Raw genomic sequence first — 26,610 nt, 5'->3', positions numbered from 1 at the left:
GTCCCTTTTTGCTGACATCAGATCGGGCACTCTGCCGGTGCTTCAACCGGGTTGAGCAGGATAAGATTGAGCATACTGTTGGCAATCTCACGCTCGCCCATCACCACGCGGTCGGCACCGCGCTCCATAATGTAATCCACTTCGTCGTCATAATGGGCACGGGCGATAATCTCAATGTTCGGGCGCTTTTCGCGAGCGGCGGTAACGATCTCCCCGGCCTCATAGCCGTTAGGGATGGTCAGCAGCATCCAGCGCGCGCAGTCGAGCCGCGCCAGGTCCATAATATCGCCCCGGGCGGCATTGCCTAATACGGCTTTAATTCCCTGCTCGCGCAGCGCTTCAACGCGCGGGCGGCTGTTCTCGACGACTACAATTGGAATACCCGCTTCCATCAGGCGGCTGCCAAGCAGGCTGCCAACGCGGCCAAAACCGACCACCACCGCGTGATTACACAGGTCCACCGGGATCTGCTTCTCTTCTTCGATGGCTTCTTCCATGGTCTGCTCTTCGATGGTTTCGGTTTTTTGCAGATAGCGCTCCAGCAGAGCGAACAGGATCGGATTCAGCATAATCGACAGAATGGCGCTGGCCAGGACCAGATTGCGGCCGGTTTCCGGCAGCAGATTCAGGGTAACGCCCAAACCGGCCAGGATAAAGGCGAACTCACCGATCTGCGCCAGGCTGACTGAAATGGTCAACGCCGTGCGCTTGGAGTGGCCAAATAGCCGCACCAGGAACAGTGCGGCCAGGGATTTACCGAAGACGATAATTGCCAGCGCGCCCAGCACCGCCAGCGGCTGCTGTATCAGGATCATCGGATCGAACAGCATGCCGACCGAGACAAAGAACAGGACCGCAAAGGCATCGCGCAGCGGCAGCGTATCGTGTGCAGCACGGTGGCTCAGTTCAGACTCGTTAAGCACCATACCGGCAAAGAAAGCACCCAGAGCAAAGGAGACATCAAAGAACTCTACTGCACCAAAAGCAATACCGAGCGCCAGTGCCAGCACCGCCAGGGTAAACAGCTCGCGCGAGCCGGTTGCGGCGCTGCGGGCGAGTATCCACGGTACGACGCGGCGGCCAACCACCATCATCAGCACCATAAAGGCCACCACTTTACCGATAGTCAGCACCAGATCGAACAGCAGAAGGCCGATGCTGGCATTACCTTCTTCAAACATACCGGCAATAGCAGGCAGCAACACCAGCGCCAGCACCATCACCAGGTCTTCAACAATCAGCCAGCCAATCGCAATTTGCCCGCGCTGGCTGTCAATCAACTGACGCTCTTCCAGCGCACGGAGCAGCACCACCGTACTCGCCGTGGAAAGGCACAGCCCGAACACCAATCCGGTGAGCATCGACCAGCCCATCGCCCATGAAAGCCCCATTCCCAGCAGTGTCGCCACGGCTATCTGTGCGATAGCGCCGGGAATGGCGATCGACTTTACCGCCATCAGGTCTTTTAAAGAGAAATGCAGACCCACGCCGAACATCAGCAGGATCACGCCAAGTTCAGCCAGTTCGGGAGCAAGATTGGTATCAGCAACAAAGCCTGGGGTGAAAGGACCGGCAAGAACGCCAGCCAGCAGGTAACCAACAAGGGGAGAAATGCGCAGGCGATTAGCCAGCATACCAAGGAGGAAGGCGAGAACCAGGCCTCCTACAATGGTGGTGATAAGCGGTGTGGTGTGGTGCATGCCTGTCTCCTTATGTATGCCTGCTCGTCATACTTCAAGTGGCAGATGCCCTGATTTTTTGCCCTGGTCACTGTGCGATCCGTGCGCCGGGCTGGGGGGCCTCCCGCTGTACTGCAACTCGAATTAATTAGAGTATAAATGTGTCCAGTTGTAAGTTTTCAGTGTATGGCATAATCCGTCGCGGCGCTTGTGTTTATTGAGACTAATGGAAAAAAATATGAGCCATACGGTGAAATGTGTCAGTAAGTGCGATTTTAGACACTTATCAGATTACAGTGCTGGTGTTACCGGAGCGTGAACCGGTGCAAAAATCAGACAATTGCACCGGTAAGGGACTATTTACGCCGGTTATCAGGCAGGAAAGCCGTGAGAATACCGAGAAGCGGCAGATAAGCGCAGATTTGGTAGACCAGTTCGATACTGGTGTGGTCCGCCAGCAGACCTAACAGGGCGGCACCCAGCCCACCCATGCCGAAGGCAAAACCAAAAAACAGCCCGGAAACCATACCGATACGCCCCGGCATCAGCTCCTGGGCATAGACCAGAATGGCGGAAAATGCCGAGGCCAGCACGAAGCCGATAATCACTGACAGCACGCCCGTCCACAATAAGTTCATATGCGGCAGCAGCAGCGTAAAGGGGGCAACGCCGAGAATAGAGGCCCAAATCACCCGCTTACGGCCAATTTTATCGCCAATCGGCCCGCCGATCACCGTCCCTGCCGCCACGGCAAACAGGAAAATAAACAGGTGCAGCTGCGCGCTCTGTACCGACAGGCCAAATTTCTGCATCAGGTAGAAGGTGTAGTAGCTGCTCAGGCTGGTGAGGTAGAAGTACTTGGAGAAAATCAGCACCAGCAGAATGCTAATCGCGAAGGCCACCTGGCGGCGCGGCAGTGGGCTGACGGCGGCCACGGTGCTTTTCTTCGCCATGCGATTCTGCGTCTGATACCAGCGGCTGATTTGTAGCAGCACCACAATTGCCAGCAGCGCCGCCAGCGAGAACCACGCAACGTTGCCGCGGCCATAGGGGGCAATCACCAGCGCGGCCAGCAGCGGGCCAAGCGAGCTGCCAAAGTTACCGCCGACCTGGAAAAGCGACTGCGCAAGGCCGTGGCGCCCACCTGAAGCCATCCGCGCCACGCGCGAGGATTCCGGGTGAAACACCGAGGAACCGGTGCCCACCAGCGCGGCGGCCAGCAGGACGGTAGTAAAGTTTCCGGCCAGCGCCAGCAGAATCAGGCCGGAAAGCGTGAAGCCCATGCCGACGGGCAATGACCACGGCTGCGGATGCTTATCGGTGTAGTGCCCAATCAGCGGCTGTAACAACGACGCGGTGAGCTGATAGGTCAGCGTGATCATGCCGATTTGTACAAAGCTTAATGAGAAATCTGCACGCAGCAGCGGGTAGATCGCCAGAATCAGCGACTGGATCATATCGTTAAGCAGATGGGCAATGCTGATGGCACCGAGGATACCAAAAGCGGTACGCCGAGCGGGCGATGAGGGAGAAGAGAGGGGGGATTCACTTGCCATTAAGTTAACCTGTCATCAATTTATGTTTTTATGAGCGCAGAGAAGCAAATTCGCTGCAAAGCCCTCTTTTATAACTAACAACCTCCGCGCGAGTAATTACCATTTTGAGCTATTTCAGCGCTGTGGTTGCGGGGCTGTCACAAAAAGTGAATACTTTTGCTGATTATTTTGCCAAAGCCGCATTTGTGCGGGTTGGTTTGCGGTTGATGAAACAAGGAGAAGCGCAGTGCTGGTATTTAATAAACGTATCCTGAGTCTGTTGACCGTTGGGTTGCTTAGCGCACCGCTGATGGCGCAGGCCTGGGTAAAAGACCGTACCTATAAATTCACCGTGCTGCATACCAACGATCATCACGGTCGGTTCTGGAACAATGAACGCGGTGAGTACGGGCTGGCGGCGCAGAAAACCATGATGGATAAGATCCGTCTGGACGTGCAGTCGCACGGTGGGGCAGTGCTGATCCTCTCCGGCGGCGATATCAATACCGGCGTACCGGAATCCGACCTACAGGATGCCGAGCCTGATTTCCGCGGGATGAACTTGATTGGCTACGATGCCATGGCGATAGGTAACCACGAGTTTGATAATCCGCTATCGGTGCTTCGCCAGCAGCAAAAGTGGGCGAAGTTCCCGCTGCTCTCCGCCAATATCTATCAAAAAAGTACCGGCCAGCGCCTGTTCCAGCCGTACGCGCTGTTTAACCGTAAAGGACTGAAGATCGCCGTGATCGGCCTGACCACTGACGACACGGCCAAAATCGGCAATCCGGAAAACTTCACCGATATCGTGTTCCACAAACCGGCAACCGAAGCGAAAGCGGTGGTGGAAGAGCTGCGTGCCAAAGAAAAACCGGATGTGATTATTGCCGCTACCCATATGGGGCATTATGACAACGGTAATCATGGTTCGAATGCGCCGGGCGATGTGGAAATGGCCCGCGAACTGCCCGCAGGCTACCTGGATATGATCGTGGGTGGCCATTCACAGGACCCGGTGTGTATGGCGCAGGAAAACGTCAAACAGGCAGACTACGTGCCGGGCACTCCCTGTACGCCGGATCGCCAGAACGGCACCTGGATCGTGCAGGCCCATGAGTGGGGCAAATATATTGGCCGCGCCGATTTCACTTTCCGCAACGGCAAGCTGAAGCTGGAACACTACGAACTTGTACCGATCAATCTCAAGCATAAAGTCACTAACGCTGACGGCGGCACCAGCTGGGTGAACTACACGGCGGAAATCGATAAAAACCCGGCGATGATGAAACTGCTGACGCCGTTCCAGAAAAAAGGCGAGGCGCAGCTTGGCGTGAAAATAGGCAGCGTTAACGGCCATCTTGAGGGCGACCGCAGCAAAGTGCGCTTCGTGCAGACCAATATGGCGCGGTTAATCCTTGAAGGGCAGATTGAACGAACCAAGGCCGATTTTGCGGTGATGAGCGGCGGCGGCGTGCGCGACTCTATTGAGGCCGGAGATATCACCTATAAAGACGTGCTTAAGGTGCAGCCGTTCGGTAATACACTGGTTTATGTCGATATGAAAGGCAGCGAAGTGCGTGATTATCTGGCGGTCGTCGCGAATAAGCAGGTGGATTCCGGTGCCTATGCGCAGTTTGCCCGCGTCAGCCTGATTGCCGACGGTAGCGGAGTCAGCGACGTGAAGATTAACGGCGAACCATTGCAGGACGATAAGGTGTACCGCATGGCTACCCTGAGCTTCAACGCCACCGGGGGCGACGGCTATCCGGAAGTGGATAAGCAGGCCAGCTATGTCAACACCGGCTTTGTTGATGCGGAAGTGCTGAAGCAGTACATACAGGCGCACTCCCCGCTGGATGCGGCAAAGTACCAGCCTGCCGGTGAAATTGTGTATAAGAAAGCGGAGTAAAGTCTGCTTCGGCTGTGAATATGGAGCACGCGAGTGCTCCATATCCGCGTCGTCAGGAAGAAGTAGGAGCCTGACGGCGCTGTTCACGTGAACGCATCAGGCGGTCACGAAGCTTATCGTAGACCCAGTTGTACACCACCGTGTAGGGCAGGAAGAACAGGAAAAAGCCCAGCTCAACCAGAAATGCCTGCCAGAGCGTCACACCCAGCATCCAGGCCGCCAGCGGCAGACCAATCAGAATAAATCCACCTTCAAAGCCCAGAGCATGCATCACGCGCAGCGCCAGACCGCGTTTTACACGTTCGCGCGGGAACAGGCGATCGAACCCGGCGTTATAAATCATGTTCCAGATCATCGCGACGGTGGAAAGCATAATGGCCAGTGCGCCCATCTGAAATAGCGGTTTGTTCATAAGCCAGGCGGCGACAGGGGAAATGATTGCAATCGCCACCAGTTCAAAGCCTGCAGCATGATAAAAACGTTCTTTCAGCGTACGAGTGGACATATGTCCTCCTGAGTGATTTAGGAAGCGTATTTTCTATCCTTTTGCTGCTAAGATAAAATGATTATCCATCGATAAAAGCGATACATCTGCGATGCGTTATTCACCGGAATCCCTGGAAGCGTTTGTACAGACCGTAGAAAGCGGCTCGTTCTCCGCAGCGGCGCGAGCGCTGCGCAAAAGCCAGTCAACGGTCAGCACCGCTGTGGCCAACCTGGAAAGCGATCTCGGGCTGACTTTATTTAACCGCGAAGCTCGTACCCCGGTACTGACCGAAAATGGTCAGCGAGTACTGACGCAGGTTAACGTGATTCTCAATGCCGCCGCGCAGCTGGATGAGCTGGCTATGCGTCTGGCGGGCGACGTCGAGCCCTGTTTACGGCTGGCGATCTCCGATTTCTGGCAGGCCGATCATCACGAACATTTGCTTAAACGCTTTGCCAGCCGCTATCCGGATATTGAGTTTGAATGCATGATTGCCGAAGACGGCGATGTTATCGATCTGCTGCAAAGCGGCAGGGCGCATATCGGCGTGATCCGCGTGCAGGACCGTTATCCGGCAAATATCAGCCTGCGGCGTCTGCAGGTGGAAGCGAAAATGGCGATTTACCTGCATAAGGATCATCCTCTGGCGCAGCAGGATAGCGTAACGGAGGTCGAGCTGCAGGGCATCCGCCAGCTGCGGCTGAATACCTGGACGGAACAGGAACCGGTGCCGGGAGGTAAAATCTGGCTGGCACCGTCGTACTTGCTGCTGCTGGAGATGGCGGAGCAGGGATTTGGCTGGAGTGTGCTGCCGCGCTGGCTGACCGAACAGTTTGGCCACCGGCTGCTGCGTGAGCTGCCGGTGGCGGGCTGGCCGCAAAATATCCAGGTGGATGTCGCCTGGTCGCGGCTCTCACCGCCCGGCCCGGCGGGGCGCTGGATGATCGATCAGTTGGTCAGTCAGCGACCGGATTAATCGCGCTTGGCGATATCGGCAAAACCGGCGCTCAGCAGTTTTGCCAGGTCACCCGGAGCCAGTTCGAGATCCAGCCCGCGCTTGCCGCCGGAAACATAAATGGTATCAAAGTGCTGGGCCAGATGATCGATGACCGTCGGCAAGCGCTTTTTCTGCCCCAGCGGGCTGATGCCGCCCAGCAGATAGCCGGTGCTGCGCTGGGCGAACTGCGGATCGGCCATCTCGACTTTTTTGGCACCCAGCGCTTTCGCCACTTTTTTCAAATCGAGCTGGCCCGCAACCGGCGTAACGGCAACGGCGAGGGTTTTATTGTCGCCGTTAAGTGCCACCAGCAGCGTTTTATATACCCGCTCGGCGTCAAGATTGAGCTTACGCACCGCCTCATCGCCAAAGTTAGTTTCGTTGCTGTCGTGCTCGTAAGGATGCAGCGTAAAGTTTACTTTTTGTTTTTCTAATAGTTTTACCGCCGGAGTCATCGCTTTAATCCTTCCTGTTCCATTCGCGTGCTTGCCGCTTAAAATTGGTGAATAAAAGTACTGGAGAAAAAGTGCGCATTGAGCGACAATCTGCCCCGCGTCAGCACCCGTGCTGATAGATAACCAAAATCATAAAAACTTCATTATTGACTGGCCGATAGAGATATCGGCCATTTTTTTTTAACGGCCCAGCAGGTCCGGGAGATTTCCCTCACCGTAAAGATGCAGTGCGCCGACCGCTAAAATATAGCGCCCCGCCGGCAGTGCGTGCAGCTGCTGGCACCATCGCTCATTACGCTGATGCATCAGTAAATCGCTCAGGCTGCTGCTGAAGGTATCCGGTAGTACCGTTTTCCCACTGCTGCCCGGTGGGGCTTCCAGCCACCAGCTGACCATCGTTTGCAGCAGCCGGGCATTAACGTGCCAGTGCTGCAACGTATCTTCCAGTAGCGTCATGCCTTGATCCGGCAGCGATTTAAGTAGCGCCAGCTGGGTTTCCGGCCCTTCCAGCTCAATGATTTTAATCTGCCGTTCTTTCGCCGCCTGCAACAGCTGATAATCAATGCCGCAGTCGGCGCGTAGCCCGAGCCGCTGCGCCTGCTGTGCCTGGAGCATCAGCGCAACTTGCCATGCGGGCAGGGTATCAATACGTTGCAAATCAACACTCAGTTCGCTGCACAGCTTTTCCAGCAGCTGGAAACGTTCGGCAGACAGCCGCTCAGCCAGTGGAGGGCAGACCTCACTATCGCTGAAGGGTGATCCACCGGTGGTGATATCCGCCTCTACAATCAGGGCATCAACATACTGCAGCTGATTGATCAGTTGCCCCGGTAGCGGAGACATATTGCGTGTGCCCATATGGATACTGCCGACCAGATGCAGGTGTCGCTGGCCCAGGGAGATATCCAAAGCCGGATAACGATACTCTACCGGCCAGAACCGGCGCGACAGCTGCCGCAGTGCGTGAAAGACTTTGCCCATTGTTCCCCCGGCGGATCGCGTTATTAGCTCTCATGCTAACGCGATAAGTCGCTGAGCGACAGGGCAAAACGCAGCACACCGACAGTCCGCGCCCTGAAGCATTAATCCTGCGGCGGACGGTAGCGGATCAGGCGGTTTGCGTTACTCACCACGGTGATGGAAGAGAGCGCCATTGCTGCCCCGGCCACGACCGGATTCAGCAACGTACCGGTCAGCGGAAAGAGTATTCCAGCCGCAATCGGAATGCCGCAGGCGTTGTAAATAAACGCGCCCAGCAGGTTCTGTTTCATATTGCGCAGCGTGGCTTTGGCAATCGCCAGTGCGTCCGCGACGGCATTCAGATCCTGACGCATTAAGGTAATCGCCGCCGTTTCAATGGCCACATCGCTGCCGCCGCCCATCGCAATGCCGACATCGGCCTGTGCCAGCGCCGGGGCATCATTAATACCGTCACCGATCATCGCTACCTGCTGGCCCTGCTGCTGAAGCTGGCTAATCGCCTGAGCTTTGCCTTCAGGCAACACTCCCGCTATTACTCGATCGATACCCGCTTCACGGGCGATGGCATTGGCGGTAATTTCATTATCCCCGGTCAGCATCACCAGCTGATAGCCACGACGATGCAGGCGCTGCAATGCACTGACGCTTTCCTGGCGCAGCGGATCGCGGATGGCAAACAGCGCGACGATTTTCCCGTCCGCCGCCAGCAGCACCGGCGTGGAGCCATTGGCGGCATGCTCAGCCAGCGCTCCCGTAATCTCGCTGGTATCGATCTTTTGCTGCTCCATTAGCGCCAGGTTACCCAGCAGCAGCGGCTTGCCGTCAAGTATGCCGCTAACCCCCAGGCCCGGTATTGTACGAAATTGCGCAACGTCCGGCAGTGACGCTATCGCCGCGTGGTCGATAATCGCTCGCGCCAGCGGATGGCTGGAACCCTGCTCGAGAGCCGCAGCCTGGCGCTCCACGTTCGCTGCCTCTGCGCCATTGAACAAGACAACCTCGACCACGCGCGGTGCACCTTCGGTTAGCGTACCGGTTTTATCGAAGACCAGCGTAGTCAGCGTGCTGGCACGCTGTAATGCATCGGCATCGCGCACCAGTACGCCAAACTCCGCCGCGCGGCCCACGCCAGAAATAATCGACATCGGCGTTGCCAGCCCCAACGCACAGGGGCAGGCAATAATCAGTACGGTGGTGGCAATCACCAGCGTGTAGACAATCTGCGGCGCGGGGCCAGCGAAATACCAGATCGCCGCGCTCAGCAGCGCAATCAGCACTACGGCGGGAACAAAAATTGAGGAGATCTTATCGGCCAGCTGACCGATTTCCGGCTTGCTGCTTTGCGCCTGCCGTACCAGTTGGATAATGCGTGAAAGCGTGGTGTTTTTACCGATCGCCTGCGCGCTGAACAGCACGCTGCCGTCCTGAAGGACCGTTCCTGCGTGGATCGTATCACCCGGTGATTTTTGCTGCGGGATAGCTTCTCCGGTCAGCATCGCCTCATCCAGCCAGGCTTCACCCTGTACAATGGTGCCATCAACCGGCACGCGATCGCCGGTCGTCACGCGCAGCGTCATGCCCAGCTGAACTTCGCTCAGCGGCAGCACACGATCGCCGGTCTCGGTTACAACCCGAGCGGTGGGCGGCGTCAAATCTAACAGTTTTTCCAGCGCCTGCGAGGAACGCTGGCGGGCACGTTGTTCCAGCATATGGCCGAGATTAATCAGGCCAATAATCATTGCACTGGCTTCGTAATAGAGATGGCGGGCTTCCATCGGGAACCATTCAGGCCACAGATTCACGCTGATGGAGTAAAGCCATGCCGCACCGGTGCCGAGTGCTACCAGGGTATCCATGGTGGCGGTGCGATTAAGCAGGCTGCGCCAGGCGCTGCGGTAGAAATGCCCTCCGGCGATAATCATCACCAGCAGGGTAAGTGCGCCAATGACAAGCCAGGCGCTGCGGTTCTCAGCGGTGAGCATCATATTGTCGCCGATCATTCCCCAGCCCATCAGCGGGATGCCGAGAGCAAGGGCCAGCGCGGCCTGCCAGCGGAAGCGACGGGTGGCGATCTGCGCACTCTGCTGCTGCTTCTCGCGGCGTTCGGTCTCATCTTCAATAATTTCGGCAGCGTATCCCGCATTGCTGACCGCATCAATCAGCGTTTGCGGCGAGGCGGTGCCGAGTACCAGCGCGCTGCGCTCGGCGAGGTTAACCCGTGCCTGGCTGACGCCCGGCACGTTTTGTAAGGCATTCTGTACTCGTCCAACGCAGCTGGCGCAGCTCATGCCGTCAATTAACAGCTGATAGCTGTCGCCAGCATCGGATGCCGGAAGCTGGGAAACGGCCGCTGTCAGCGCTTCCGGCTGAGGTTCTGATTCTGTCAGCGGATCAGGCTTTGGGTGGCTGTCGTCCGCTGACAGGGTGGCGTGATAGCCTGCGCCTTCCACGGCGGCAATCAGCGCTTCTGCGCTGGCGCTACCGGTGACGCGTGCTTCATTCACTGTCACGTCGGCCTGTTCAACATTATCGAGTTTGGCCAGCGTTTCCTGAACCCGTTTAACGCAGTGGCCACAGGTCAGGCCATCCAGCGCCAGTAGTGTGGTATGTGACATAGAAAACTCCTTGTTGCCCGGTTTGACCCGGTGCGTTATTTGCAGTAGTTATGAAGGTTAAACCTTCCATCAAGGTGAAGGTCAAGGAGCAAATATGAATATCAGTGAGGTCGCCAGAAAAACCGGTCTGACCAGCAAAGCAATTCGCTTCTATGAAGAAAAAGGGCTGGTAACGCCGCCGCTGCGTAGTGATAACGGCTATCGCACCTACTCGGCGAAGCAGCTGGAAGAGCTGACGCTGCTGCGCCAGGCACGGCAGGTCGGATTTAATCTTGATGAGTGCCGGGAAATGGTCAGCCTTCTCAACGACCCACAGCGGCACAGCGCCGATGTCAAAGCGCGCACGCTGGAAAAAGTGAAGGAGATTGAGGAGCACATCGAACAGCTGACGCAGATGCGCCTGCGGCTGCTTGATATGGCAGCCAGCTGCCCCGGCGATGACAGCGCGGACTGCCCGATTATCAATCACCTGGCGGGCTGTTGTTCAACGAAAAAACCGGCTTAATTTTCCCGGCGCGCAACCTGTAGGGTAATCCCCTCAACGGCGACCACGATGATGTTGCAGCCCGCGGGGAGGTCTTCTTCTGCCTGCACCCGCCAGTTGCCGTCACCGATTTTCACGTGGCCAAAACCGTTAACCAGCGCGCTATCCAGCGTCAGCCGGCGGCCAATAAGCTGCTGACCGCGTTGATTAAGCGAGGAGGGCGGCAGGCGACGATTGCGGCGCTGTAGCCAGCGATGCCACCACAGTGCGGCAAGTACGGTGAGTACCGCAAAGCTTAATCCCTGCCACTCCCACGGCATCGGCACCAGCCACACCAGCAGCGCAACCAGTACGGCAGCAATGCCGCTCCACAGCAGATATCCGCTGGTGCCCAGCATCTCGGCAGCCAGCAGCAGCCCACCCAGCGTCAGCCACAGCCACCAGGGATTTGCCAGCAGTTCAACAATCATCAGCGATTCCGCTCAGGTTTACGCTCGCCGAGCAGTTCGCTGATACCGGCAATGGAGCCCAGCAGGCTGCTGGCATCCAGCGGCATCATTACTACCTTGCTGTTGTTAGCGGCCCCGATATTTTGCAGGGCATCGGTATATTTTTGTGCCACGAAGTAGTTAATTGCCTGAATATCCCCGGCGGCGATGGCTTCTGAAACCATCTTTGTGGCCCGCGCCTCGGCTTCTGCACCTCGTTCACGCGCTTCAGCGGCCAGGAATGCGGACTGGCGTTCACCTTCAGCTTTCAGGATTTGCGACTGCTTTTCCCCTTCCGCACGCAGGATTGCTGCCTGGCGCACGCCTTCAGCTTCAAGAATATCGGCACGCTTGGTACGCTCGGCTTTCATCTGGGCGTTCATCGAGGCGATCAGTTCTGCCGGTGGCCGCACGTCGCGGATCTCAATGCGGGTGATCTTCACCCCCCACGGGTTGGTGGCTTCATCGACGATTTGTAACAGGCGGGTGTTGATATTATCGCGCTGCGACAGCATCTCATCCAGCTCCATTGAGCCGAGCACCGTACGCATATTGGTCATGGTCAGGTTGATGATCGCCAGCTCAAGATTACTGACCTCATAGGCCGCGCGCGCCGGATCGACCACCTGAATAAAGCAGACTGCGTCAATAGTCACGCTGGCGTTATCCTTCGAAATAATTTCCTGAGAAGGGATATCCACCACCTGTTCCATCATATTAATTTTGCGGCCAATGCGATCCATAAAGGGAATCACCAAATTTAAGCCGGGCTGTAATGTGTTGGTATAGCGGCCAAAGCGTTCGACGGTCCACTGATAGCCCTGCGGGACAATTTTGATACCGGACCAGACAATGATCAGAGCCAGAACGATAATGACGGGAATAACAGCAAGCATTAATAACCTCCGGATTGTTATTATCAGGGCCGATTCACTTTTGCCCAGCCGCTATCAGTTTGCTGTATTTATGCGCGCTAGCATAGCTGCGCGGGGATTTTTTTGCCCATCCTGCGCTTATTTGCGCGACGTTACGCAGAAAGGTCGATATTTTGCAGAAAATCGCCGATGGCTTCGTCCCGCTGCTGGAAAAGAGCCACAATCTCTTCCACCGCTTTTCCCGCCTCATTTTTCCAGGCAAGTGAAAGTGGGGAAGGCTGTCGCTGATTGGCCACTTCACAGCTGACCAGTTGCCCACTGCTGATATAGCGCTGACAGAGTTCCGCAGGCAGGAAACCGACGCCCAGCCCCTGTAGATGGCACTCCAGCTTGCTGCTTAAATCCGGAACGATAATCTCTTTTTGCCCCGGCAGTAGCCAGGCCACCCGTTTGGTCAGATTCCGCGAGGTATCTTCGATATTAATCGCCGGCCATCCGCGCAGTTTGTCCTCGTGTACCGGGCCTTCGCATTCGGCGAGGGGATGATCTGCGGCCACGACAAACAGCCAGCTGACGCCGCCCAGTTCCAGCATACTGACGTTGTTAGCCAGCGCTTCCGAACCGGTCACGCCAATCGCCAGCTGAAAGTCATCGTGCAGCAGGGAATCCCACACGCCCATATACACCTGGCGGGAGATAAGAAACTGAGTCAGCGGGAATTTCTGATGCAGGTGCGCCAGCAGTTTTGCCACCGCCTGCGGCGAGTAGAGCAGGTTATTAATTACGATGTTCACCTGGCGCTCAACGCCGTGATTAATCTGCTGCAGCTCACCCGGCATAGCATCCAACCACGCCAGCCACTGGCGGCAGCGTTCCAGCAGGTGATCGCCTGCTGGCGTCAGCTGAACGATACGCGTGGTGCGCATAAACAGCTGGGTACCGACATCCTCCTCCAGCATTTTAATCCGGTAGCTGATGGCCGCAGGGGTTTTGAACAGCGCTTCGGCCGTTTTAGAAAAGCTGTGGCTTTCCGCCACGTGGATAAAGGTACGGATAGTTTCCTGGTCAAGCACAGAGAATAGGCTCCTGATAAACACGCCCAATAACAGGACGCAAACGCTAAGCCTAACAGGATAACAGCTGATGAATGATGATGCAGAGCCAGAAAAGAGTTGATGAATGTTGCAGAAAGTTGAAAGGGACTACCGGGTACGACAGGCCATGCAGTAAACAGCATGGCCTGTCCGGTTTACATCAGCAGTCTACGTCGCGATTACAGTCTTTTGAGTAGATGTAGCTGAACTCATCTTTACCCACCGCGTATCCCGCCTGCGGTACATACGCGCCCATAAAGATGTAATCCCCTTTTTTCACCGGTATCCATTCGTTATCAAGGTTATATACACCTGCGCCGGAAAGCACATAGGCACCGTGCTCCTGCACGTGGGTTTCCACGTAGCCGTGGCTGGCACCGGGTTTGAAGGAGAGAATATGCATGTTCATATCAAAACCCAGCTCTTTCGGCAGCAGGTCCTGCAGGGTGACGTCGCTCATTCCCTCATAGTGAATTTTTTCGAGGTTTTTCACATTGTCGCTGACTACGTGGGCCTCATAGCCTTTAATGCGCTGATAGGTTCGTTTATAGAGGAACAGCTGGCTTGCCTGGCCGCCGTTGGTGTTCTCGAGGCGCAGCGTCACGCCCGCCGGGCAATACAGGTAGCCACCGCTTGTCAGGGGATAGTCGGTACTGTCGGCGGAGGCGGTAACCTTACCGTCAATCACATAAACGAAGGTTTCAACATTTTCTCCGCCAAATCCCTGCTGGTTGCGCCCGCCGTCGTGCAGGGTGACCAGATAATCCACGAAAGTCGCACCGAGCTTTGGCGTGGCCAGAATAGTAACATCGCAGTTTTCAAAACCGGGAATGACGTTTCTTACCAGCCCTTCCGGTGGGATCAGCGCATAATTTTTACGTTTAATAATGGAGCGCGATGCCAGAAGGTCTTTTGGATAGCCGATCTGATTCGTAAAGTATCCCATAATAATTCTCCTTAAAAATTTAGCGGCCACTCACCCGTGGCCGGATACAGCGTTATGCCTGTGCCGCAGTCTGACGCTTACTTTTCTGCTTCATCAGTACGTTCACGATGAAGAAGACAAGGGTTCCCACTACCAGAATGCCGGCCGAAATATAGAAGCCCATCACCTTGGAACCGGTGTTGTCGGAAATCACCCCGGTCAGGAAGGGGGCAATCACCGAAGAGGACATACCGAAGAAGTTAAAGACGCCAAAACTGGTGCCGTAGCCTTTCTTCGGTGCGTTATCGGCAACGAATGAGATCATGATCGGGTCAACGGCCAGCTTGCCCAACAGTCCGTACAGGATCAGGCTGATCAGCAGCGTGGTGGAATCCGGGGAGATCACCGTACAGACCAGCATCACCGCCGCACACAGCTCAAGGAAGATGATCAACTGGACTTTTTTGTTGCGGAAGCGATCCGACATACGGCTGAAGAACAGCGCACCGGGAACGGAAGCAAAGGCCACCAGCGCGGAGGAGAAGCCGATCGCGACACCTTCAAATCCACGTTCCTGTTGCAGGAACGACGGCAGCCAGGTGACGATCATGTAGTAGCCGTAACAGGTAGCGAAATACATCACATACGCTGAAATCATGCGCATGCTGAACAGTCCGCTGGACTCATTGGTTTCTTCCGGTGCGGCAGCAGCAGCAGTGGTGCTGGTCGGCTGGCTGGCCAGATGACTGCTGTAGGAACCGCCTTTAATCACTACGGCAAAGACGAGGGTCATGATCACCAGCAGGGCGGTGATCATAAAGATCGTCAGCTGCCAGTCCATCCCCATACTTTTCACCAGCAGGCTGGAGGCAATCAGGCCGATGGCCATCCCCAGCGCTGAGCCGCTGTTAATAATTGCCGTAGCGAGGCCACGACGCTCCAGCGGAATGTTTTCTGATGACAATGAATAGGCCGAACCGTAGTAAGAACCGCAACCCATACCTGCCAGCAGGCTGCCTGCATAAACCATGGTCAGGCTGGTGGCGTTACCGATCAGCAACGTGGCGATAATAAACAGGCAGAAGCCCGGTATCAGCACCACTTTTTTGCCGAACTTATCGACCAGAATCCCTGAAGGGATCTGCATACCGGTGTAGGCAAAGAAATAGAAGCTGGCGATCAGCCCCATTTCCGCGTTGGAATGCGCGCCGATGGTGGCCTGAATTTCAGGGAAGATAGGCGTCAGAATGGTGCGATAAATCCAGATCACCGCCCAGCCAAGACAGAGGACAACAACGATTTTCTTCCAGTACAGCGGATCGAACCCGCTGCTGGATGCCACTTTACTATTGCTCACAGGCTGCCTCCCTCTTCGGTCCAGGCGAGTTGATAAAGCGTATGGGCCAGCACTTTCACCCCTTCCGCCAGGTCGTCAAGATGGGTTTTTTCCGCCGGGTTGTGGCTGATGCCGTCGATGCTTGGCACGAAGATCATCACCGTTGGTACATGCGGAGAGAAAATCTGCGAATCGTGGCCTGCGCCGCTGTGGATCAGGCGGTAATTGACTTTGTGTTTTTCACACAGATGGCTGACGCACTCAACCAGCTGCTTATTCATTGGAATGGGCTTCTCGTCCATCCAGCGGTCGATCTCAATTTCAATGCCCATTTCAGCAGCGATGCGGCGCATATCCGCTTCAATTTCCAGCGTGAAACGATCTAACGCGGCGGCATCGGTATGGCGGCAGTCCATGGTGAAATGCGTAAAGCCGGGAACCACGTTGACCGTATTGGGTTTCGGTTCCACCTTGCCGAAGGTCAGCACCAGCGGATCGCCTTCTGCACGGGCTTTGGCAATAGATTCGGTACAGATGCGGCTGAAGGCATAGACCGTATCGCGGCGATAGCCCATTGGCGTAGTACCGGCGTGATTTGATTCACCTTTCAGGCGGATATCGTAGCGGCGCTGGCCAACGATACTGGTCACCACACCGATGGTTTTTCCTTCGGTTTCCAGCACTTTGCCCTGCTCAATATGGATTTCAACGAAGGCGGCGATATCTTTGCGTACAGGCTGCCCTTCGGGACGGAAATCGAAGCCTGCGCTGTGCATCGCATCGACAAAGTTGACGCCTTTGGCATCAGCAATATTTTCCACGTCCTGGCGTCGCGCCTGGCCAAAAATGTTTTTACTGCCCCAGAAGACGTATGGGAAGCGGCTGCCTTCCTCTTCGGCCAGCGCAATCACTTCCAGTGAACGCAGCGGTGGGCCATAGGTGTCTTTCAGAAAGTTTGCGGCGAGGAAAGAGGCTTCAATACCGAACTGGCCGTCGAGATTACCGCCGTTGACCACGGTATCAATATGAGAACCGGTAAGAATGGTCTGTTCGGGATATTTCGATCCGGTCAGCCGGGCTGACAGGTTGCCGGTGGCATCGTGCGAGGCAGCAAATCCGGCGGTATCGAAAATCTGCTTCAGGGCTTTCTGCGCCTCTACCCACTCTTTGGTGTACAGCAGGCGCGTCATGCCGCCGGTTGGATCGGCACCGATTTTAGATATTTTGCCGGAAATATCGGTAATGTCTTGTCGGAAATCTTTCATCTTTATCTTCCCGCTTGCAATTCCCTGAGTAAAGTAAAGGGCGTTAAACGTACATTTAATCAGCAGCCCTGCTTTGCCCGGATTATTTATAAGACGTTACGGCGGTGGCGTTTATTTAAACGATGCCAGCGCCGCGGTGATTTATTGCCACGACGTTAGCTGGCAAACGGATCTTTATGATCGTACGATTTTTGATAAATATCGTCAGAAATCAGGTACTGATATATTTCATCTACAATGTCGATGCCGTCACGATCGCTTTCAATTTCGCGAAGATGGCTACCCTGACCGGGATAAAGCACTTTTTCCACGCCCGGTGCCGGTTTCACTTCATTCAGTTCTTTCATCACCTGGCTGATATTTTTACGGAAGCTGCTTTCATTGGTGAAATAGCTCGGATTTAACACAATATGCAGCTGCCCCAGTTCGCGACCTGCGCTGAGATCGTGATACATCGAACTCACATGTTTGCCGAAAGGCAGGCCCAGCAGAATGCCGGAAAGGATATCGACCATCATCATCAGGCCATAGCCTTTAGGCCCGGCGATCGGCAGCAGACCGCTGACGGCAAATGGATCGGTGGTGTTTTTGCCTTCAGCATCGACGGCCCAGGTATCCGGGATAGGCACGTTGCGTGAACGGGCGTCCAGTACTTTGCCCCACGCCTGCACGGTGGTGGCCATATCAAAGGTGATATTTTCGTCGCCTTCCGCCGGTGCGGAGAAAGCAATCGGGTTGGTGCCGTAGTAAACATCCGCACCGCCGTAGGGAACAACCATCGGATCGGACTGGCAGACGGAGATCCCAATCATACCGGCTTTCGATGCCTGCTGGACAAAGTAGGAAAGTGCGCCGCTGTGGCCGATGCGGCGAACGCCGACCACCGCCACGCCGTTTTCTTTCGCCATGTCGATGGCGCGATCCATGGCCAGCTTCGCGGCGACGTGACCGGCACCGTTGTCACCGTCAAAAATGGCGCTGCACGGACCGGTCTTTTCAAAGGTGAAGTGGGGCTGATTGTTGGTGCCTCCCTTGCTGATGCGCTCTGAGTAGTATTCAACCCTTACCGCTCCGTGAGAATGGATGCCGCGTGCATCAGCATGAACCAGAACATCCGCGACGATACCCGCATGTTCCTGGCTTAATCCTGCGGAATGAATTTTATTCCGAATAAGTTGATATAATTCTTGTTTAGAGACTTTCATAAATAGTCCTTTGGTTACTGCGGTTTAATTAATCCACCTCTGCGGCCTAATGTATAAAGCTGGGAGTTAAATAATGTGATCCAGACAGGCATTATTCCATTGGCTCAAATTTTCTTTGAATGCTCAGGGGATTATTAGAATATTTCTAACAAATAAGCCCTTCCTTTCTCAGTGAATTTATTAATCAGACGGGTATTCGACGATTTTTTCTAACAATGGGTAAAGTGTGATAGCACTCACCTTTATCAACCCTTTTTATTTGTAGTTTTTCGGGCAGCAATAATGGCTCGGAAATATACAGGTTATGAAAATATTTAGCCGCCGTTAATGATTGTGATGTTCACAAGATGTTTAAGGATATTACTATGGTCCATGCTTTTCTTAAAAAAGGGAGTTTTCAGGACTCAGTCAGCCTGATGCTAATTTCCCGCAAGCTCAGCGATTCCCCACGCGTTGATGAAATATCGGTGATGATGGGGACACCTGCGAATAAATCCCTGCTGGAGGCCACCGGTTTCTGGCACCCGGAATTCAATGAGGCAACCCCTAACGATATCTGCGTGGCGATCAAAGCAGAATCCGCCGACGAATCAATCACAGCAGAGATTGCCGATGAGCTGGATGCGGCATTGAAGGCGATTGCTCAGGGCCAGCAGGGCGGCAAACGCCTGCTCAAGGCCCGCAGCTGGCGTACCGCACGGCAGAAACTGCCGGATGCCAACCTGGTACTGATTTCAATTGCCGGTGAATATGCCGGGCAGCTGGCCGATCAGGCGCTGGACGACGACTGCAACGTGATGATGTTTTCCGACAACGTCAGCGTGGAACAGGAACGCGCACTGAAGACCAAAGCCAGCGAAAAAGGACTGATCGTGATGGGGCCGGACTGCGGCACCGCCAATATCGCCGGTGCACCGCTGGCCTTTGCCAACGTAGCCCCGAAAGGCTGCATCGGGATTATCGGCGCATCGGGCACCGGTATTCAGGAACTGACCTCGCAAATTACCCTCGCAGGGCAGGGTGTTTCTCACGCTATCGGCCTGGGCGGCCGTGACTTAACCGCCGACGTGGGCGGCATCAGCGCCCTCAGCGCGCTGCGTATGCTGGCTGCCGATCCGCAGAGCAAAGTGCTGGCGTTCGTATCCAAACCTCCTGCGGAAGCGGTGCGCACCCGGGTGATTGCCGAAATGAAAACCCTCGGCAAGCCGGTAGTAGCGCTGTTCCTCGGCGCGAAAGCCGCGCAGAAGCAGGATGGCAATATTACCTTCGCCGCCACGCTGGATGAGGCCGCGCGCCTTGCCGCGATGCTGGGGCACGTGCAGCAGATGGCCGAACAGCAGCCTGCTGTCTGCGGGGGAAAAATCTCCGGTCTGTACGCAGGCGGCACGCTGGCCGCAGAGTGCGCGATGCTGCTGGCGGATCGCCTGGGCGTTGAAGCCGACAGCAGCCACCACCACGGCTCAATGCTGAACGCCGACGGTCATCGCATCATTGATATGGGTGACGACTTCTACACCCAGGGTAAACCACACCCGATGATTGACCCGTCAACCCGCAATCAGGAAATCGCCCGGCTGAGCCAGCAGACGCAGGTTGGCGTACTGCTGCTGGATGTGGTCATCGGCTACGGCGCGCAGGAGGACCCGGCAACCTCGCTGGCGACCGAAGTAAAACGCCTGCGTGAAAAACGTGGTACGGCCCATCCGCTGGCAGTGATTGCCACCGTCACCGGGACCGAGCAGGACCCGCAGCAGCGCTCAGCGCAGATCGCCATCTTAAATGAGGCGGGGATCGCGGTGATGAATTCGCTGCCGGAAGCGGTCGCGCTGGCCGGCTATCTGACCGATCCGCAGCCTGCCCCGTCAACCGAACCGGTTCCGGCGCTGCTGAACGGTGTGTCGGTCATAAATGCAGGCCTGCGCAGCTTTGCCGAGGATCTGCAAGCCAACGAAATTTCAGTGGTTCACTACCAGTGGGCTCCGGTTGCCGGCGGCAACCAACGTTTAGCTAACATACTGAAAAAATTAAAGTAAGGGATTGATATGTACGATTCTATTGAACAAGCCAACGCCGCGGTTATCGCCCGCATTCGTGAAGCCCGTCCACACTGGATTGACGTTGATTTAGCAAAAAAACTGGTTCCTGAACTGAATCAGGGCAGAAAGCTGCTGCATGCGGGTCCTCCCGTCACCTGGCAGGAAATGAGCGGCCCGGTTCGCGGTGCCTGTATCGGTGCCTGCCTGTTTGAAGAGTGGGCCAGCGATGAACAGCAGGCGCTGGCGCTGCTGGAAAAGGGTGAAATCGAGTTTATCCCCTGCCATAACGTCAGTGCCGTGGGTCCGATGGGCGGCATCACTTCCGCCCACATGCCGATGGTGGTGGTGAAAAACCACACGCACGGCAACTTCGCCTACTGCAACCTGAACGAAGGCATCGGTAAAGTGATGCGTTTCGGTGCCTACGGCCCGGACGTGCAGGAACGCCACCGTTGGATGCGCGACTCGCTGACCCCGATTCTGAAAGACGTGCTGGCAACCTTTGCTGACGGTATCGACCTGACCGCCCTGATGGCGCAGGCCATTACCATGGGTGACGAATTCCACCAGCGTAATATTGCTGCTTCCGCGCTGCTGATGCGCCAGCTGGCACCAAAAATCACTCTGCTGGATCGTGATAAGGCCGAGCTTGGCCGCGCGATGCACTTCCTCAGCATCACCGATCAGTTCTTCCTCAACCTGGCGATGGCCTACTGCAAGGCGGCGATGGACGCCGGAGCGGAGATTAAACAGGGAACCATCGTGACGGTGATGACCCGTAACGGCAAAAACTTCGGCGTTAAAATCAGCGGCATGGGCGATCGCTGGTTCACCGCGCCGGTGAATACCCCGGAAGGGCTGTTCTTCTCCGGCTACAGCCAGGCCGATGCGAACCCGGATATCGGCGACAGTGCGATCACTGAAACCTTCGGTATCGGCGGCGCGGCGATGGTTGCAGCACCTGGCGTAACCCGCTTTGTCGGTGCGGCAGGCGGTATGACGGCGGCCACTGAAATTTCGGAAGAGATGGCGGAAATCTTCCTTGAGCGCAACATGATGCTGCAAATCCCAACCTGGGATTTCCAGGGCGCCTGCCTGGGCCTTGACGCGCGCCGCGTAGTGGAAACCGGCATCACCCCATTGATCAACACCGGTATCGCCCACCGCGAAGCTGGCGTCGGTCAGATCGGTGCGGGTACAGTGCGTGCCCCACTGGGCTGTTTTGAAAAAGCCATCGAAGCGCTGGCCGAAGAGCTGGGCATCACCGGTTAAGTCAGTACTAACCGGGGAGTCCGGGGGAGGAGAGATGGAAAGTATTGCGCTCGCCGTCAGCCGTCATGCCACAGAGGACTTCGGTCCACTGCGCTGCGTCGGGCATTTTCGCAACGCGATCAATCTCCTTACCCCGGGTCAGCATTTGCTGACGCTGCACCGTGAAGGGCGCGGGTTAAGTCCGATGGGCTGGGAAATCGCCGATGAAGACTTTGACGATTTCTCCGACGAACTGGCCGGGTCCCCGGCGTGTGAACTGCTACCAGAGGGGATCGTGCTGGCGGATATCTGCCTCTGCCCGTCGGAACATCGTACCGATCTGTCTCTGTCACGAACCGGGCAGATCGCCGTCGATCCGCTGGAGGCGGTGCTGGCTGCCACAACGGCTGAAACCGGGCTGTTCGGCCGCCTCGATCGCATTGTTAGCCAGTCTTTAAACGCGGAGATTCTGCAGATGCAGCAGCAGTTCCGCACCTGGCTGCTGGGCGAAATCGTGGACTGGAGCAGCGTGCTGGGAAAAGGCCCGGGCCTGACGCCGGGCAACGATGACACGGTGCTGGGGATGCTGTTTTGTGCCTGGTTCGATCGGCGTATTGATGTTACCCGGCTACCCGCATTCTTTGCCGCCAGCCGCCCGCTGGATGAGCTGACGACGCTGATCAGCGTCAACTATCTACGGTTTGCCGCGCAGGGGGTTTTCTCCTCGCCGATGCAGCAGTTTGCAGCGGCGCTGTCCGGTGACCGTTCGCTGCCCGCTGCCGTTGGCGATCTGCTGGAAATCGGGCACTCCTCCGGCGTGGATACGCTGCTGGGCATCTGGTCCGGGGCCAGAGTGATCAACAGTCTTTATTAAATTTGCAGGAAAAATCGCTGCCGGACCCGCTCCGGCAGGGATTCCTGTTACCTGAATTCAGAGAAAACAGAGGTTCGAATGGAAACGTTAGTGATTGCTCTGGGGGGCAACGCCCTGTTACAGCGTGGTGAAGTGCTGTCCGCGGAGAACCAGTACCGCAGTATTTCTCTTATCGCCGATGCGGTTGGCAAGCTGGCGAAGAAATACCGCATCGCTATTGTGCACGGCAACGGCCCACAGGTCGGGCTGCTGGCCTTGCAGAATCTGGCCTACCGCGACGTACCGCCTTACCCGCTGGATATTCTGGTGGCGGAAAGCCAGGGGATGATCGGTTACATGCTGGCACAGCAGCTGTCGGCGTATCATCCGTCGCAGCCGGTTTCCACGCTGCTGACCCGCGTGCTGGTGGACAGCAATGACCCTGCCTACCAGCAGCCGAGCAAATTTATTGGTCCGGTTTACCAGCCGTCGCAGCAGCAGGAGCTGGAACAGAAATACGGCTGGAATATGAAGCTGGACGGCAGCTACCTGCGCCGCGTGGTTCCTTCGCCGGAACCGAAGAAAATCATTGATATCGAAGCGATCAATCTGCTGATGGCGAAAAATCATATCGTCATCTGCAACGGCGGTGGCGGTGTACCGATGGTTGCTGAGGGCGACAGTCTGGTGGGCAGTGAAGCGGTGATCGATAAAGATCTGGCCTCGGCGCTGCTGGCGGAAGCGCTGGATGCCGATCATCTGGTGATCCTCACCGATGCGGATGCGGTCTACGAACACTGGGGAACGCCGAAGCAGCGCGCGATCCGCTCTGCCACCACGGGCGAACTGGCACCGCTGGCGGTCAACGACGGTGCGATGGGGCCCAAAATCATGGCGGTCAGCCGCTTCGTACAGCGCAGTGGTAAAGTTGCGCACATTGGCGCACTGAAGGACATTGATGCTGTGCTGGCCGGTACGGCGGGAACACTAGTGACACCGTAAAATAGTATCAGGAATCACGATGGGCCTTCGCGCCCGTCATACCAGGGAGTATGGCTTTATGCAAACAACAAAAAATGAGCGGGTCCCGTACTGGATTAAAACCGTTATTATCTTTTTCCTCGGCTGGGTGGTGATTTACGCCGCGCGTTCGGTGCTCAGCCCGGTAATGCCGCAGATCGAAACCGAATTCGGCCTGTCTAAAAGTCAGCTGGGTTTGATCAGCAGTCTGTTCTTTCTGGCCTATACCCTGCTGCAGGTTCCCGCCGGACTGCTCGGCGACCGCTTAGGCAGAAAGCGCATTCTGGTCAGCGGCTTTATGCTGTTTACGCTGTTTATGGCCGCTATCAGCATTTCACCCACCTTCCTGATTTTTATGCTGTTGTGGATGCTGACCGGTGCATCGCAGGGCGTCTACTACGGCCCGCAGTACGCACTCTCATCAGAAGCTATTCCGAAAAAGTGGATCACCCTCGGCAGCGCGGTAATCGGCAGCGGCATGTCGTTTGGTATCGCGCTGGGTTATTACCTCTCCAGCTTTATGATTGAGCACTACCACACAACGTGGAAGATGCCGTTCCTGGCGATGGCGCTGCCGGTATTAATCGTAGCGCTGCTGATGCTGGTATTTATCCGTGAAAAAGCACCGTCTACGGATGCTAACCCTGCTGCCGGGACAGAAACCAAAGGCGACTTCAAATTCGGCGATCTGTTTAAAAATCGCAATCTGCTGATGGCCTACATCACCATCTTCTGCTCGATTTACGGCTTCTTTGTCATCATCACCTGGCTGCCGTACTACCTGCAAAAAGAGCGCGGGATGGACATTGTGCACGCGGCGGGCATCGCCTCGATCGTGCCGTGGATCTCGGTGCTGGGTACGCTGATTTGCAGCTATATTTCCGACAAGCTGGGCCGTCGGAAACCCGTTGTGCTGTGCATGCTGCCGTTCTCGCTGCTGGCGATTTTCGGCATTGTTTACTCCTCAAGCGAAGCGGCGCTGATTGGCGTGCTGGTGCTGTACGGCTTTATCGGCAAAATCAGCCTTAACCCGGTACTGATTGCGCTGGTGGCGGATAACGCACCGCGCGCTGCGCTGAGTACTGCTTTCGGCCTGTACAACTTCTTCGGCATGGCGGCATCAATTTTTGCCCCATACGTAACCGGATTTATCGCCGACAGTACCGGCTCGCTGAACGCGGGCTTCTACTTTGCCGCGATGATCACCGTGGTGGGATTTGTGGCGATGCTGTTTGTGAAGGAAGGTAAGCGGATTTAGCCCGTTATGGAGAGGCTCATCGCCGGATGAGCCTCTTATGTACGTATGGTGCTGAACGATCAACGCCCGCAACTGGCTACACGTTCTTTTTCGATTTCCGCAACGGACGGGATGCGCAATTATCGATGAACGATCAGTAAAGCAGGGAGTAAAGCTGGCGGCGGTACTTGCTGGCCAGCGCATCGCCGGTACCCAGCGCGGCAAGAATTTCCTGCAGGATTTTACGCGCCTGGCCATCCGCAGCGCCAAGATCTTTCTTCAGATGAACGAACAGCAGCTCCAGCGCCTCTTCGTTGCGGCCAACCTGATGGAGCTGGATCGCCAGCTGGGTTGCCAGTGACGCGTCTTCCGGGTTCTCGGCGATCTGCTGCTGCAGCTGTTGGATCTCCGGAGTGTCCGCCGCCTGTTTCAGCAGATCGATTTGCGCAATCAGCCCCTGATAGCGGCTATCCTGATCCTGCAACGGCACCGCTTTCAGCACCGCTTCCGCTTCATCGCTGCGGTTCAGTTCGATCAGCACTTCAGCCAGCAGGAAGCCGATGTCACTTCTCTGATTGCTCAGCTGCCAGGCATCTTTCAGCAGCGGGAGGGCCTCCAGCGCTTTGCCTTCGTCCATCAGCTGCATCGCCTGCTGCGCCTTCAGCTCTTCTTCCTTCGGCAGGACTTTTTCCAGCAGGGCGCGGATCGCCTCTTCCGGCTGCGGCCCCTGGAAGCCGTCGACCGGCTGACCGTTCTGGAACAGATACACGGTCGGGATTGAGCGCAGGCCAAACTGCTGTGCGACGGCAGGTTCTGCATCACAGTCCAGCGTTGCCAGAATAAACTGACCGGCATACTCCTGCGCCAGGCGCTCCAGCAGCGGCGTCAGTTGCAGGCAGTGCTGGCTGCGCCCGGACCAGAAATAAAACAGTACGGGAACCTGCATTGACTGTTCCAGCGTCTGGTGCAGGTTGGTTTCATTAATTTCAACAATCGCAGCGTGTGGTGCCATGAATTCGTCTCTTTTCACGTGAGTGTTTCATACTGTATTGGGGCAGACCGGCGGGCTTCAAGGCCCGTGGACTAATTCTGCCGTAAAAACCAGTCCAGCGCGCGCCCCGGCAGCAGCCTGCGCAGCAGCGTCATGGTCCAGGTGACCAGCGTCACCGGATAACGCAGGCGCGGATGCTTGCTTTCCAGCGCGTGGTGTAGCTTCGGCAAAATCGCCTCCGGCGGCAGGGTAAAGCGGGCGGCGATGCCCGGGTTTTTCACCGGTTTATCCTGCTGCGCCTGGCTGACATTATCGGTAAACCGCGTACTGATTGGCCCCGGTTCGATCAGGCTGACGCGCACGCCGCTGGTATGAAGCTCCATACGCAGCGCATCGGACCAGGCTTCCAGCGCATATTTGCTGGCGGCATAGGCACCGCGGCCCGGCGTAGAGATCAGCCCCAGTACCGAGCTGGTGTTAATAATGCGCCCGGCACCGCTGGCGATCAGCGCCGGCAGCAGCAGAATAGTCAGCTGGTGGGCGCCGAACAGGTTGGTGGAAAACTGCCGCTCCAGCTGGGCACGGGTAACCGATTGCAGCGGTCCATACTGGCCAAAACCGCCATTGTTAAACAGTCCGAACAGGCGGCCCTCGCACAGCGTGAGGATCTCTGCCGCACCGCGCTCAACGCTTTCTGCATCATCCAGATCGAGCAACACGCCGCTGAAGCCCAGCTCATTCATCCGCTCCACGTCCTGGGGCTTGCGGCAGGCGGCAATCACATGATAGCCCCGGCGCAGCAAATCGCTGGCCGCCACCAGGCCAATTCCGCTGGAACTGCCGGTTATTACGATAGATTTTTGCATAACTTTACCTGTTACAGCGTTCGTGG

The 26,610-nt window shown here is 56.3% G+C and carries 23 protein-coding genes; 8 read left to right on the top strand and 15 right to left on the bottom strand.

What is annotated here, in order from left to right; translation table 11 throughout:
• Nucleotides 1–17 precede the first annotated feature (17 nt).
• On the bottom strand, nucleotides 18–1,700 hold the full coding sequence (gene ybaL / locus JOE09_RS08775; RefSeq protein WP_105590846.1) for a YbaL family putative K(+) efflux transporter: 1,683 nt from the start codon (nucleotides 1,698–1,700) through the stop codon (nucleotides 18–20).
• Between the two features lie 335 nt (nucleotides 1,701–2,035).
• A complete protein-coding gene (locus JOE09_RS08770; protein WP_205065501.1) occupies nucleotides 2,036–3,235 on the bottom strand; it encodes an MFS transporter in 1,200 nt (399 codons plus the stop codon).
• 289 nt (nucleotides 3,236–3,524) lie between these two features.
• Here JOE09_RS08770 and ushA point away from each other — a divergent pair, with 289 nt between their 5' ends.
• On the top strand, nucleotides 3,525–5,123 hold the full coding sequence (ushA, locus tag JOE09_RS08765) for a bifunctional UDP-sugar hydrolase/5'-nucleotidase UshA (RefSeq protein WP_239553024.1): 1,599 nt from the start codon (nucleotides 3,525–3,527) through the stop codon (nucleotides 5,121–5,123).
• Nucleotides 5,124–5,175: 52 nt separating this feature from the next.
• Here ushA and JOE09_RS08760 read toward each other — a convergent pair whose 3' ends face one another.
• Nucleotides 5,176–5,628 (bottom strand): multidrug/biocide efflux PACE transporter, encoded by a 453-nt coding sequence (locus tag JOE09_RS08760; RefSeq protein ID WP_105590849.1) that lies wholly within the window; start codon nucleotides 5,626–5,628, stop codon nucleotides 5,176–5,178.
• Between the two features lie 91 nt (nucleotides 5,629–5,719).
• Between JOE09_RS08760 and JOE09_RS08755 the strand changes: the two genes are divergently transcribed.
• Nucleotides 5,720–6,586, top strand: coding sequence for a LysR family transcriptional regulator (locus JOE09_RS08755; protein ID WP_205065499.1), 867 nt, complete (start codon nucleotides 5,720–5,722; stop codon nucleotides 6,584–6,586).
• Here the strand turns inward: JOE09_RS08755 and ybaK are convergent.
• The 3 genes from ybaK to copA form a co-directional block, all read right to left on the bottom strand.
• On the bottom strand, nucleotides 6,583–7,062 hold the full coding sequence (gene ybaK / locus JOE09_RS08750) for a Cys-tRNA(Pro)/Cys-tRNA(Cys) deacylase YbaK (protein WP_205065498.1): 480 nt from the start codon (nucleotides 7,060–7,062) through the stop codon (nucleotides 6,583–6,585). The two genes, JOE09_RS08755 and ybaK, sit on opposite strands and share 4 nt — an antisense overlap.
• Before the next feature lie 180 nt (nucleotides 7,063–7,242).
• Nucleotides 7,243–8,043, bottom strand: coding sequence for a TraB/GumN family protein (locus JOE09_RS08745; RefSeq protein WP_205065497.1), 801 nt, complete (start codon nucleotides 8,041–8,043; stop codon nucleotides 7,243–7,245).
• 101 nt (nucleotides 8,044–8,144) lie between these two features.
• The gene (gene copA, locus JOE09_RS08740) at nucleotides 8,145–10,658 is read right to left on the bottom strand and encodes a copper-exporting P-type ATPase CopA (protein ID WP_205065496.1); all 2,514 of its coding nucleotides are present in this window, start codon (nucleotides 10,656–10,658) and stop codon (nucleotides 8,145–8,147) included.
• 94 nt (nucleotides 10,659–10,752) lie between these two features.
• Between copA and cueR the strand changes: the two genes are divergently transcribed.
• Nucleotides 10,753–11,163 (top strand): Cu(I)-responsive transcriptional regulator, encoded by a 411-nt coding sequence (gene cueR / locus JOE09_RS08735; protein WP_200545409.1) that lies wholly within the window; start codon nucleotides 10,753–10,755, stop codon nucleotides 11,161–11,163.
• On the opposite strand, the gene JOE09_RS08730 is transcribed toward cueR, so the two are convergent.
• The 7 genes from JOE09_RS08730 to allD form a co-directional block, all read right to left on the bottom strand.
• On the bottom strand, nucleotides 11,160–11,612 hold the full coding sequence (locus tag JOE09_RS08730) for an NfeD family protein (protein ID WP_105590855.1): 453 nt from the start codon (nucleotides 11,610–11,612) through the stop codon (nucleotides 11,160–11,162). The genes cueR and JOE09_RS08730 overlap by 4 nt on opposite strands.
• Entirely contained in the window at nucleotides 11,612–12,526 is a 915-nt protein-coding gene (locus JOE09_RS08725) for an SPFH domain-containing protein (protein WP_105590856.1), read from the bottom strand. Before JOE09_RS08725 ends, JOE09_RS08730 begins: the two co-directional genes overlap by 1 nt.
• 131 nt (nucleotides 12,527–12,657) lie before the next feature.
• Nucleotides 12,658–13,578 carry an HTH-type transcriptional activator AllS gene (gene allS / locus JOE09_RS08720; protein ID WP_205065495.1) on the bottom strand — a complete coding sequence of 307 codons (921 nt, stop codon included), beginning with the start codon at nucleotides 13,576–13,578 and terminating at the stop codon, nucleotides 12,658–12,660.
• 181 nt (nucleotides 13,579–13,759) lie between these two features.
• Nucleotides 13,760–14,545 carry a (S)-ureidoglycine aminohydrolase gene (gene allE, locus JOE09_RS08715; protein ID WP_205065494.1) on the bottom strand — a complete coding sequence of 262 codons (786 nt, stop codon included), beginning with the start codon at nucleotides 14,543–14,545 and terminating at the stop codon, nucleotides 13,760–13,762.
• A gap of 52 nt (nucleotides 14,546–14,597) precedes the next feature.
• Entirely contained in the window at nucleotides 14,598–15,881 is a 1,284-nt protein-coding gene (locus tag JOE09_RS08710) for an MFS transporter (RefSeq protein ID WP_338049317.1), read from the bottom strand.
• Nucleotides 15,878–17,125, bottom strand: coding sequence for an allantoate deiminase (allC, locus tag JOE09_RS08705; protein WP_205065493.1), 1,248 nt, complete (start codon nucleotides 17,123–17,125; stop codon nucleotides 15,878–15,880). The genes JOE09_RS08710 and allC overlap by 4 nt, the downstream gene beginning before the upstream one ends.
• Before the next feature lie 155 nt (nucleotides 17,126–17,280).
• Nucleotides 17,281–18,330, bottom strand: a complete 1,050-nt coding sequence (gene allD, locus JOE09_RS08700) for an ureidoglycolate dehydrogenase (RefSeq protein WP_105590860.1) — start codon at nucleotides 18,328–18,330, stop codon at nucleotides 17,281–17,283.
• A 365-nt stretch (nucleotides 18,331–18,695) separates the two neighbouring features.
• On the opposite strand from allD, the gene JOE09_RS08695 reads away from it, so the two are divergent.
• From JOE09_RS08695 to JOE09_RS08675, 5 genes are all read left to right on the top strand, one after another.
• The gene (locus tag JOE09_RS08695; protein WP_205065492.1) at nucleotides 18,696–20,363 is read left to right on the top strand and encodes an acyl-CoA synthetase FdrA; all 1,668 of its coding nucleotides are present in this window, start codon (nucleotides 18,696–18,698) and stop codon (nucleotides 20,361–20,363) included.
• 9 nt (nucleotides 20,364–20,372) lie between these two features.
• Complete coding sequence (locus JOE09_RS08690) at nucleotides 20,373–21,638, top strand: YlbE family protein (RefSeq protein ID WP_105590862.1); 1,266 nt, start codon at nucleotides 20,373–20,375, stop codon at nucleotides 21,636–21,638.
• Nucleotides 21,639–21,672: 34 nt separating this feature from the next.
• On the top strand, nucleotides 21,673–22,491 hold the full coding sequence (locus JOE09_RS08685; protein ID WP_205065491.1) for an oxamate carbamoyltransferase subunit AllH family protein: 819 nt from the start codon (nucleotides 21,673–21,675) through the stop codon (nucleotides 22,489–22,491).
• Nucleotides 22,492–22,569: 78 nt separating this feature from the next.
• Nucleotides 22,570–23,472, top strand: a complete 903-nt coding sequence (locus JOE09_RS08680; protein ID WP_205065490.1) for a carbamate kinase — start codon at nucleotides 22,570–22,572, stop codon at nucleotides 23,470–23,472.
• 58 nt (nucleotides 23,473–23,530) lie between these two features.
• Nucleotides 23,531–24,748, top strand: a complete 1,218-nt coding sequence (locus JOE09_RS08675) for an MFS transporter (RefSeq protein WP_205065489.1) — start codon at nucleotides 23,531–23,533, stop codon at nucleotides 24,746–24,748.
• Between the two features lie 133 nt (nucleotides 24,749–24,881).
• Here JOE09_RS08675 and JOE09_RS08670 read toward each other — a convergent pair whose 3' ends face one another.
• Nucleotides 24,882–25,739 carry a co-chaperone YbbN gene (locus JOE09_RS08670; protein ID WP_205065488.1) on the bottom strand — a complete coding sequence of 286 codons (858 nt, stop codon included), beginning with the start codon at nucleotides 25,737–25,739 and terminating at the stop codon, nucleotides 24,882–24,884.
• A gap of 71 nt (nucleotides 25,740–25,810) precedes the next feature.
• A complete protein-coding gene (locus JOE09_RS08665; RefSeq protein ID WP_275584420.1) occupies nucleotides 25,811–26,584 on the bottom strand; it encodes an SDR family oxidoreductase in 774 nt (257 codons plus the stop codon).
• Nucleotides 26,585–26,610: the final 26 nt, after the last annotated feature.

This window comes from Pantoea coffeiphila (assembly GCF_016909495.1).
Lineage (GTDB): Bacteria > Pseudomonadota > Gammaproteobacteria > Enterobacterales > Enterobacteriaceae > Erwinia > Erwinia coffeiphila.
Note: the sequence above shows the minus strand (reverse complement) of the source record. Positions and strands in the feature narration are given on the sequence as shown.